This window comes from uncultured Roseicyclus sp. (assembly GCF_937892565.1).
In the GTDB taxonomy this organism is placed as follows: domain Bacteria; phylum Pseudomonadota; class Alphaproteobacteria; order Rhodobacterales; family Rhodobacteraceae; genus Roseicyclus.
Window position 1 is genome coordinate 1 of record NZ_CALAHQ010000048.1, and the last position, 10850, is coordinate 10850.

Consider the following 10850-nt stretch of genomic DNA (forward strand, 5'->3'; position numbering starts at 1 on the left):
CAGCTTTACATGGGCCCGACCGCCCGCGATTACATCGATATCGAGAACCGCTAGACGGCCCCACATGCCCGCAAGGACCGGCCGCCCCCAATAAGGGCGGCCTGTTTGCTTTTGCCCATCTTCGTTTCAAAATACTCCCGCCAGAGGCATTGAAGTTTCTTGCCCTTCGGTGAAACCTGCCCCCCGACAGACAGGAGCGCACCCATGACCGCCAAGATCATCATCGACACCGATCCCGGACAAGATGACGCCGTGGCGATCTTGTTGGCCCTTGCCGCCCCCGACGCGATCGAGGTGCTGGGCATCACGGCTGTGGCCGGAAATGTGCCGCTCAACCTCACGCAAAAGAACGCGCGCATCATCTGCGAACTGGCCGGGCGCCCCGATATCCCGGTTTTTGCGGGCTGTGACAGACCATTGGCCCATCCGCTCGTCACCGCCGAACATGTGCATGGCAAGACCGGGCTTGACGGCATCGCGCTGCCCGACCCCAGGATGCCGCTGCAAGACACCCATGGCGTGGATTTCATCATTGCAACCCTGCGCGCGCATTCTGCGGGAACGATCACGCTCTGCCCGCTTGGACCACTGACCAATATTGCCACCGCCTTTCGCACCGCGCCCGATATCGTGGCCCGGGTGAAAGAGATCGTGCTGATGGGCGGCGCCTATTTCGAGGTGGGAAACATCACACCTGCTGCCGAATTCAACATCTATGTCGACCCCGAGGCAGCCGACATCGTGTTCAAATCCGGCGTGCCGCTGACGGTGATGCCGCTTGATGTGACCCACAAGGTGCTGACCACACGCAGTCGCATGACCGCGATCCGCGCCATCGGCAGCCCGGTGGCCCATGCCGTGGCCGCATGGACCGATTTTTTCGAACGCTTCGACATGGCAAAATATGGCCAGGAGGGCGCACCCTTGCATGATCCTTGCGTGATTGCCTATCTTCTGGCTCCGCATCTGTTCACCGGGCGACATATCAACGTCGAGATCGAAACGACATCCAGCCTCACCCGCGGCATGACGGTGGCCGATTGGTGGGGCGTCACGGACCGTCCGAAAACTGCGGTCTTCATGGGCGATGTGGATGCACAAGGCTTCTACGATCTTCTGACCGGGTGCCTCGCCCGATATTGAGCGCGACCAAGGCCCTTGCAAGGGCCTTGGAAATCCCTTTCAAGGGATTTCCCCCGCCCCGCCCCAGCCATATATCTCTTGGGAAAGGACACAGCATGACCGCGCGTTTCCCGTTCGACAATAGCTATGCCCGCCTGCCTGCGCCGTGTTTCACCCGGCAAAGGCCACAATGCGTGCCGGACCCCCGGCTTGTTGCGGTCAATCGCCCATTGGCCGCGCGTCTGGGCATCGCGCTGCCCGATGATCCGGCAGAGCTTGCCCTGATCTTTTCGGGCAACGCGCTGCCGAACGGCGCCGACCCGCTCGCGCAAGCCTATGCCGGTCATCAGTTCGGCGGCTGGTCGCCACAATTGGGCGATGGGCGCGCGATCTTGCTGGGCGAGGTTCTGGCCCCCGATGGTGCGCGCTTTGACATCCAGCTCAAGGGATCAGGGCGCACAGCCTATAGTCGCATGGGCGATGGCAAGGCATGGCTGGGGCCGGTCTTGCGCGAATATATCGTCTCCGAGGCGATGGCGGCCTTGCGCATCCCGACCAGCCGGGCGCTGGCGGCTGTCACCACAGGTGAGATTGTGCTGCGCGAGCGCCCTTTGCCCGGCGCGGTCCTGACCCGTGTGGCCAGTTCTCACATCCGCATCGGGACGTTTCAGTATCTTGCCGCCCGCCGCGACATCACGGCGCTGCAGGCGCTGTGCGATCACACCATCGCGCGCCATTACCCGACGGCCCAAGGGCCAGCCGGATTGCTTGACGCGGTGATCGGGGCACAGGCGCGGCTCATTGCGCAATGGATGGGCGTGGGCTTCATCCATGGTGTGATGAACACCGACAACATGACCCTATCGGGCGAGACCATCGATTACGGTCCGTGCGCCTTCATGGATGCCTACCATCCCGACAGGGTGTTTTCCTCCATCGACCAGTTCGGCCGCTACGCCTATGCCAACCAGCCCCAGATCGCGGTCTGGAACCTTGCGCAGCTGGCGACGGCACTTTTGCCCCTGATCGCAGACCGTGACGCCGGGATCGATGCCTTTACACAGGCCATCAACGGCTTTTCCGACCGCTTCGATGCCGCGTGGCATGGGGTGTTGCGCGCCAAGCTGGGCCTTGCGACCGAAGCGCCGGGCGATGCAGAGCTCGCGTTGGAGCTTTTGGCGCGCATGGCCGAGGCCCGCGCCGATTTCACCCGTGTCTTTCGCGCACTCTCGGGCCCCGATCCGCGCCGCGCACGCGATGAATGCATCGACCCGACGGCGCTGGACCCATGGCTTGCGCGCTGGCAGGCACGGATTGACACCGAAGGCCGGGACGAGGCGCAGCGCATTCGCGCGATGCAGGCCACCAACCCCGCCCGCATCCCCCGCAATCACCGCATCGAGCAGACGATCGAGGCCGCCACGAAGGGCGATTTCAGCCCCTTTGCGCAGCTCATGGCGGCGCTGGCACATCCCTTTGACGATGATGCGCATCTTGCAACCTACGAAGCCGCCCCCGCCGAAGGGGAAGCCATCACCGCCACCTTCTGCGGCACCTGAGCCTTTGTCATTCGCCGGTGACGCATACACCGCCCCACCGCTGCGTCAGGTCTCAGCGGGACGCAGGCCGGTTGATCAGGATCAATCCCGCCACCACCAGCGTCAGCGCCGCAGCAATCCCGGGCCCAATCCGCTCGCCCAGCAACAGCCAGCCCAAAAGCACGCCAAAGACCGGCGACAAAAAGCTGAAGGCCGCGACAGAGGCCGCCGGATAGATCGACAAGAGCCAAAGCCAGAGCAAAAAGCCCGCCGAGACAATCACAAGGATCTGAAACCCCAGCCCCGCCCAATGAATCCAGCCCGGATCGCGCAAGAACGGCCCAAAGGCAAAGGCCGCCAGCGCCAGAAGCGGCACGGAGACGGCCAGTTGCCAGATCAATTGCATCTCGGGGCGCACATCGCGAAGGCGCGAGGCCTTGGCCAGCGCCGCGATCCCGGCCCACGACATCGCCGCGGCCAGCGCGCACAGATCGCCGATCACCGATCCCTCGGCATCGGGGCCGCCGCGCATCACCAGCGCCACAACCACACCCGCAAAGGCCAAGCCAAGCCCCATGGCCTTGCGCCCGGTGATCCGCTCACCCTTGATCAGAAGATGACCGATCAGCGCCAGCCAGACCGGCATCGAATAGAATATGATGGCCGAACGGGTCACGGTCGTCAGATCCAGCGCCACGAACAGGCAAATGAATTCGACCGCGAACAACACCCCCATCAAGAGCCCCGGCACCAGCGTGCCCGGCGGCACGGTCAGGGCAATCGCGCGGTAACGCATCCAGCCCAGAATACAGATGACACCGCCCAACGACCGCAGGGCGGCGAAAAAAACCGGCTGCAACCCTTCGTTGACCACTGCGATGACGACCTGATTGACAGCCAGAAGCGCCGCGAACCCGGTCAGCGCCACGGCCCCGAAGGCGTCGATCCTGTCGTTCTGGGCCATGGCCGATCCCCCGTGCTGGCGCGCCATTGGCGGTCTGGACCGCGCTGCCGTGAAACCAAAGGGCGTGCGGCGTCTTTTCTCAGCGCTGCAAATCCCTTACACCTATCGTCCACGACCGCAATATCCCGGAGGCCCTGTGATGACCGACACGATCGAGGCGCGCTGTGAAGCCAAGGGCCTGCGCATGACCGACCAGCGCCGCGTGATCGCGCAAGTGCTGGAAGAAGCGACCGATCATCCGGATGTGGAAGAACTCTATACCCGCGCTGCGGCCCGCGATCCGCGCATCTCGATCGCAACCATCTATCGGACGGTCAAGCTGTTCGAGGAATCGGGCATTCTGGACCGGCTGGAATTCGGCGATGGCCGCGCACGTTACGAAGACGCCGAACGCGACCACCACGACCATCTGATCGACATGCATTCAGGCGAGGTGATAGAATTCGTCGACCCCGAGATCGAGGCGCTGCAAGAAAAGATCGCAGCCAGGCTCGGCTACCGGCTGAAGGGCCACAAGCTTGAGCTTTATGGTGTGCCGATCCGCAAATCCTGAGCCTTGCGCGGGCTTGTCAGCGCAAAGATGCGTATTTTTTGAAAGATGAAGGGATGGGGGCTTGGCGCTTCCATCCTTGTGCGGGGCGCGCTAAGCCGGGGGCAGATTTCACAGCAAGGCGCGGTTGATGGACAATCTCAAGGGCATGGCTTGGATGACGCTGGCGATGCTGGCCTTTGCGCTCACCGACATGTTCATGGTTTTCGCCGCGCGTGAGATGCCGGTCTGGCAGATCCTGTTCTTGTTCGGCATGGGCGGGGCTGTCTTGTTCGGGCTTTGGGCGGCCCTGTTGGGACATCGCTGGTTCAGCCCGGTGCTGTTGATGCGATCGGTGATGATCCGCAATACCGCCGAGGTTCTGGCCACGGTCAGTTTCGTGATGGCGCTGTCGCTCATACCATTGTCGACCTTGTCGGCGGTGATCCAAGCCAATCCGCTTCTGGTGACACTGGGGGCCGCATTGTTTCTGGGCGAAAGTGTCGGCTGGCGGCGCTGGCTGGCCATTGGCGTCGGTCTTGCAGGCGTTTTGCTGATCTTGCGGCCCGGCGCCGAAAGCTTTGATCCGAACATTCTCTATGCCGTGGCTGCGGCCATCGGCCTGTCGCTGCGCGATCTGGCGACGCGGCGGGTGCCCAAATCGGTGCCGACCCCGCTTTTGGCCAGTTACAGCTTTGCAGCCCTTGCGCTGGCGGGCGGCGGCGTGTTGCTGGTGTCGGGCGGCTGGGTCTGGCCCGGCCTGATGATCGGGTTGAGCATTCCGGCCGCCATCGGGTCGGGCATGGTGGCCTATTTCGCCATCACCTCGGCCATGCGGGTGGGCGAAATCGCAGCCGTCACACCGTTTCGCTACACGCGGCTGGTCTTTGCCTTTGCCATCGCGGTGGTTGTGTTCGATGAGACGATCGAACCCTTGACGCTTGCGGGGGTCGCCATCGTGATCGCCACGGGGCTCTACAGCCTGTGGCGCGAGCGTCAAGCGCGCGGCTGACACCGTCCTGGCCCCTTGGCCCCTTGGCCCTTTGGCCGCAGCGAGGGCTGGCCCTACACCCTTCGCATGTCTGGCAAGGCTTGCTATAGAGCGCGCACATCCGACCCAAGGGGACTGTTCATGAGCTTTATCACCGATATTCACGCCCGCGAAATTCTTGACAGCCGGGGCAATCCCACCGTCGAAGTGGATGTGACGCTGGAGGATGGCACACTGGGCCGTGCCGCTGTTCCCTCGGGGGCATCGACGGGTCTGCATGAGGCGGTCGAGCGGCGCGATGGCGACAAGACCCGCTATCTGGGCCGGGGCGTGCTGGGCGCGGTCGGCGCCGTCAACGGCGAGATCGCCGATGCGCTGGTGGGCTTTGACGCCACCGAGCAAGAGGCGATCGATGCCGCCCTGTGCGAAATGGACGGCACCGACAACAAGGGCCGTCTGGGCGCGAATGCGATCCTGGGCGTGTCGCTCGCTGTGGCCAAGGCCGCCGCCGACTACAATGCCCAGCCCCTCTATCGTTATGTCGGCGGCACGGCGGCGCGGCTTTTGCCGGTGCCGATGATGAACATCATCAACGGCGGCCAGCATGCCGACAACCCGATCGACATTCAGGAATTCATGATCATGCCGGTGTCGGCCAGTTCCATCGCCGACGCCGTGCGCATGGGCGCCGAAGTGTTTCACACCCTGAAAAAAGAGCTGTCCGCGGCGGGCCTGTCCACGGGCATCGGGGATGAGGGCGGTTTTGCCCCCAACCTGAGCTCGACCCGTGATGCTCTTGATTTCGTTTTGAAATCTGTCGAGAAAGCGGGTTACATTCCCGGCGACGACATCATGCTGGCGCTCGATTGCGCATCGACGGAATATTTCAAGAACGGCCGCTATATCCTTTCGGGAGAAGGAAAAACTCTGACATCCGATGAGAATGTCGCCTATCTGGAGGCTTTGGTGAACGATTACCCGATCTTGTCGATCGAGGATGGCTGTGCCGAAGATGATTGGGACGGCTGGCGCGCGCTGACCGACACGTTGGGCCACCGCGTGCAACTGGTGGGCGATGATCTGTTCGTGACCAACCCCGCTCGGCTGGCCGAAGGCATCCAGAAGGGCTGTGCCAATGCGCTTTTGGTCAAGGTCAATCAGATCGGCACGCTCAGCGAAACGCTGGCGGCGGTGAATATGGCCCATCGCAATCGCATGACCTGTGTGATGAGCCACCGCTCGGGCGAAACCGAAGATGCCACCATCGCGGATCTGGCCGTGGCCACCAATTGCGGGCAGATCAAGACCGGCAGCCTTGCGCGGTCGGACCGGCTTGCGAAATACAACCAGTTGATCCGCATCGAGGAAGCCTTGGGTGATACGGCACTCTATGCCGGGCGGTCGATCCTGCGGGGATGAGGGTCGCGGCGCTGATCTTCGACGTCTTTGGCACCTGCGTCGACTGGCGCACATCGGTCGCGCGCGAGGTGGCCGCCGTGCTGCCATCGGTCGACGCCACGGGTTTTGCCACCGCCTGGCGCGCCGAATACGACCCTGCCATGGCCCGCATCCGGGACGGCGGGCGGGGCTATGTGGCGCTTGACGATCTGCACCGCGAAAACCTGCACCGCGTGGCCGCGGCTTTCGGCGCCACCGCCCCTGACACGCTGTCCCATGCCTGGGAACGGCTTGATCCCTGGCCCGACGTGGTGCCGGGGCTGAGCGCGCTCAAGCGGGCCCATATCATTGCGCCCTGTTCGAACGGGTCCATCGCGCTGATGACGCGGCTGGCGCGGCATGCGGGTCTGCCGTGGGATTGCATTCTGGGCGCCGACATCGCGCGCGATTACAAACCCAAGCCCGAGGTCTATCTGGCCGCCTGCGCCGCGCTGCGGCTCAGCCCCGATCGGGTGATGATGGTGGCCGCCCATAATGACGATCTGGTGGCCGCCCGCGCGGCGGGGCTGTTGACCGCCTTCGTGCCACGCCCGCTGGAACATGGGCCGGGCCAGACCAGCGATCTGGCGGCTGCGGCCGATTGGGATGTTGTGGCCGCCGATTTCATGGACCTTTGCCAAAGGCTTTCGCCATGACCGCCGACCAGATCATCGCCCGTCTGGGCCTTGCCCCCCACCCCGAAGGCGGCTTTTTCCGCCAGACATGGGTGGCCGAAAATGCGGGTCGCCCCACGGGAACCTGCATCTATTTCCTGCTCAAGGCGGGTCAGGCCAGCCATTGGCACAAGGTCGATGCCACCGAGATCTGGCTTTATCATGCCGGGGCGCCCCTGATCTTGTCGCTGGCCGAAGCCGATGCCGGCCCTGCGCGCGATCATCTGCTGTGTCCCGATCTGAGCATGGGCGCGCCGCAGATCATCGTGCCGCAAGCCCATTGGCAGGCCGCGCGCACCACGGGGGACTATACGCTGGTCTCGTGCACCGTATCGCCGGGGTTCCAGTTTGCAGGGTTCACGCTGGCACCGCCCGGATTTGACATCCCGCGCGGCTGAAATCACCCTCGCGGCCGGTCGCGCAATCGGCTAGGTCCGTGCCATGACCACCCCCACCCCCCAGACAGGCGATACCGCGACAGGCTTTGCCTATGCCGTCGGGGCCTATCTGATGTGGGGCTTCTTGCCGCTTTACATGAAGGCGATGGACCATATCCCGCCGCCCGAGATCATCGCCCATCGCATCTTGTGGTCGGTGCCGATCGCGGGGCTGATCTTGGTTGTGCTGGGGCGCACGGGGGATGTGCTGGGCGCCTTGCGCAATCGGCGCATGGTGGGCATGGCGGCGGTGACGGCGGCGCTGATCTCGGTCAATTGGGGCGTCTATGTCTGGGCCATTGCCAATGACCGCGCGCTGGATGCAGCGCTGGGGTACTATATCAACCCGCTGTTTTCCGTGGCCTTGGGCGCGATCATGCTGCGCGAGAAACTGGCCGCCACGCAATGGATCGCCGTCGGGCTGGCGGGGGTGGCGGTTGCGATCCTGACGGTCGCGGCGGGGGTTCTGCCTTGGGTGGCGCTGGTCTTGATGACAACCTTCGGCATCTACGGCTTTTTGCGCAAGACGCTGCCCATCGGCCCGAACCAGGGCTTCCTGCTCGAGGTCTTGCTGCTCTGCCCTCTGGCCCTGGCCTATATCCTGTGGCTCGGCGGTGATGGGCATTTCACCAAGCCGGGTGGCTGGGATGGGCTCTTGCTGATCGGCTCTGGTGCGGTCACAGCCATTCCGCTGATGCTTTACGCCAATGGCGCCAAGGGCTTGCGGCTGTCGACCATCGGCATCTTGCAATATATCGCCCCCACGATGATCTTGCTGATCGCGGTCTTCGTGTTTCACGAACCCTTTGGCCTTGCCCGCGCGATTGCCTTTCCGCTGATCTGGGCGGCGCTGATCCTCTACACGATCAGCATGATCCGCACGGCGCGGGCCAACATCCCCTAGGCCCTGCCGATCTTTGCTTGAAAAATACTCCGGGGGTTCGGGGGCAGAGCCCCCGGGCCGACCGTCAGATCCGGCTCACCCGCCCGCCGCCGAGGGGCGCGGCCACCCCCGTCGTCATCGGCGCCGAGATTGGCAGATCGCGCAGCACCCGCACCGCCAGATAGGCAAAGGCCTGTGCCTCGAGCATGTCGCCATCAAGCCCCACCGCCTCGACCGGGTCCACAGGGCAATCCAGATCCCGTGCCAGCATCGCCATCAAGCCAAGGTTGCGCCGCCCGCCGCCCGTGACCAGCACATGTGCGGGCCGGGACGGCAGATGGCTCATCGCCTGTGCGACAGCCCCCGCCGCACAGGCCGCCAGTGTGGCCACCGCATCGGCATCGGCCATGGCGGCAACCCATCGGGCCAGATCGGGAAACCCATCGCGGTCCAGCGATTTGGGCGGGGCGCGGTGAAAAAACGCCTGATCCAGAAACCGCGCCACCGTAGCGGCATCGACCCGCCCCGCCCGCGTCAACGCGCCATCACGGTCGAAGCCAAGGCCCCGCCGGGCCAGAACCAGATCGTCGATCGGCGCATTGGCGGGGCCGGTGTCAAAGGCCAGACAGGCCCCCGGCGCCTCGGGGCCATCGCAGGCCGGATCGACCCAGGTGATGTTGCCCACCCCCCCCAGATTGACAAACGCCACCGGCCCTGTCGCGCCGATCATCCGCGCCAAGGCCCAATGATAGAACGGTGCCAGGGGCGCGCCCTGCCCGCCACAAGCCACATCATTGGACCGAAAATCCCAAACGGTGGTCAGCCCCGCGCGCTCTGCGATGCGGGCCCCATCGCCCACCTGATGGGTGCGCCCGCCCGCCGGATCATGGGCCAGTGTCTGGCCGTGAAAGCCAAAGGCCACGACATCCTGCAGCCCGTCCAGAACCTCAAGATGGGCGTCTTCGACCACACGGGCGGCGGCCGCAACACCCGCTTCACCGGGCCAACGGCCAAGGGCGGACCGGATCACCGCGCGTTCCGCATCGCGATAGGGGCGATAGCGGGTTTCGAAAAAGCCCGTCACCGCCACGCCATCGGTTTCGATCACGGCAAGATCCACCCCATCCATCGAGGTGCCCGACATCGCACCCGCGACCCGCATCGACCCTGACTTGTCGCTCTTTCCCTTCACGGCACCGCCCGCTATAGCCTCGCCCACGACCCAAGAGCATGGACCGGAGCCCGATGACCTACCACCCCAAATCGGAATTCTTGCGCGAGATCATCGCGCGCGGCTTTCTGGCAGACTGTACCGATGTGCAAGGCCTTGACGAGGCGCTGATCAAAGGCCCCGTCACCTGCTATATCGGCTATGACGCGACCGCCAAATCGCTTCATGTCGGGCATCTGCTGAACATCATGCTGCTGCGCTGGTGGCAAAAGTCCGGACACCGGCCCATCACCTTGATGGGCGGCGGCACGACCAAGGTGGGCGACCCTTCGGGACGCTCCGATGAGCGGCCGCTTTTGGACGCGGCAGCGATTGATGCAAACATAGAAGGCATGAACCGCGTGTTTGCGCGGTATCTGTCTTATGACGCCAGCGCCACGGGGGCGCTTATGCTCAACAATGCGCAATGGCTCGATGGGCTGAACTATCTCGATTTCCTGCGCGACATCGGGCGGCATTTCTCGGTCAACCGGATGCTGTCGTTCGAAAGCGTGAAAACCCGACTGGCCAGTGAACAAAGCCTGTCCTTCCTTGAATTCAACTACATGATCTTGCAGGCCTATGATTTCCTTGAACTCTACCGCCGCGAGGGCTGCGTTCTGCAGATGGGCGGCTCGGACCAATGGGGCAATATCGTCAACGGGATCGATCTGACGCGCCGGGTTCTGGATGCGCAGGTGTTTGGCCTGACCACGCCGCTTCTGACCACGTCGGACGGGCGCAAGATGGGCAAATCCCAAGGCGGCGCGGTCTGGCTGGATGGCGCGATGCTGAGCCCCTATGAATTCTGGCAGTTCTGGCGCAACACCACCGATGCCGATGTGGGCCGCTTCCTCAAGCTTTACACGGAATTGCCGGTGGCCGAATGTGAACGTCTGGGCGCGCTGCAGGGCTCTGAGATCAACGAGGCCAAGATCAAGCTTGCCAATGCGGTGACAGCGCTGCTGCATGGGGCAGAGGCGGCGCAGGCCGCCGAAGCGACCGCCCGTGAGGTCTTCGAGAAAGGCGGGATGGGCGATGACCTGCCCAGGCTGACTTTGGGTG

Annotated in this window: 11 protein-coding genes; 9 read left to right on the forward strand and 2 right to left on the reverse strand. The window is 63.9% G+C overall.

Annotated features, from left to right (window positions below):
• Positions 1–204: 204 nt before the first annotated feature.
• A complete protein-coding gene (locus tag Q0094_RS06620; protein WP_297616692.1) occupies positions 205–1143 on the forward strand; it encodes a nucleoside hydrolase in 939 nt (312 codons plus the stop codon).
• 95 nt (positions 1144–1238) lie between these two features.
• Complete coding sequence (locus Q0094_RS06625) at positions 1239–2681, forward strand: YdiU family protein (RefSeq protein WP_297616695.1); 1443 nt, start codon at positions 1239–1241, stop codon at positions 2679–2681.
• 52 nt (positions 2682–2733) lie between these two features.
• On the opposite strand, the gene Q0094_RS06630 is transcribed toward Q0094_RS06625, so the two are convergent.
• Entirely contained in the window at positions 2734–3624 is an 891-nt protein-coding gene (locus Q0094_RS06630) for a DMT family transporter (protein ID WP_297616697.1), read from the reverse strand.
• Positions 3625–3763: 139 nt separating this feature from the next.
• Here Q0094_RS06630 and Q0094_RS06635 point away from each other — a divergent pair, with 139 nt between their 5' ends.
• From Q0094_RS06635 to rarD, 6 genes are all read left to right on the forward strand, one after another.
• Positions 3764–4177, forward strand: a complete 414-nt coding sequence (locus Q0094_RS06635) for a Fur family transcriptional regulator (protein ID WP_297616700.1) — start codon at positions 3764–3766, stop codon at positions 4175–4177.
• A 127-nt stretch (positions 4178–4304) separates the two neighbouring features.
• Positions 4305–5165: a DMT family transporter gene (locus Q0094_RS06640; protein WP_297616703.1), complete on the forward strand. Its 861-nt coding sequence runs from the start codon at positions 4305–4307 to the stop codon at positions 5163–5165.
• A gap of 120 nt (positions 5166–5285) precedes the next feature.
• Entirely contained in the window at positions 5286–6563 is a 1278-nt protein-coding gene (gene eno / locus Q0094_RS06645; protein WP_297616706.1) for a phosphopyruvate hydratase, read from the forward strand.
• Complete coding sequence (locus Q0094_RS06650) at positions 6560–7237, forward strand: haloacid dehalogenase type II (RefSeq protein WP_297616709.1); 678 nt, start codon at positions 6560–6562, stop codon at positions 7235–7237. Before eno ends, Q0094_RS06650 begins: the two co-directional genes overlap by 4 nt.
• Positions 7234–7653, forward strand: a complete 420-nt coding sequence (locus Q0094_RS06655; RefSeq protein ID WP_297616711.1) for a cupin domain-containing protein — start codon at positions 7234–7236, stop codon at positions 7651–7653. Before Q0094_RS06650 ends, Q0094_RS06655 begins: the two co-directional genes overlap by 4 nt.
• 43 nt (positions 7654–7696) lie before the next feature.
• Positions 7697–8596 (forward strand): EamA family transporter RarD, encoded by a 900-nt coding sequence (gene rarD / locus Q0094_RS06660; protein ID WP_297616714.1) that lies wholly within the window; start codon positions 7697–7699, stop codon positions 8594–8596.
• A 64-nt stretch (positions 8597–8660) separates the two neighbouring features.
• Here the strand turns inward: rarD and Q0094_RS06665 are convergent, their stop codons facing one another.
• A complete protein-coding gene (locus Q0094_RS06665) occupies positions 8661–9737 on the reverse strand; it encodes an anhydro-N-acetylmuramic acid kinase (RefSeq protein ID WP_297616720.1) in 1077 nt (358 codons plus the stop codon).
• Positions 9738–9820: 83 nt separating this feature from the next.
• On the opposite strand from Q0094_RS06665, the gene tyrS reads away from it, so the two are divergent.
• On the forward strand, positions 9821–10850 hold a 1030-nt coding region (gene tyrS / locus Q0094_RS06670), incomplete at its 3' end, for a tyrosine--tRNA ligase (protein ID WP_297616717.1).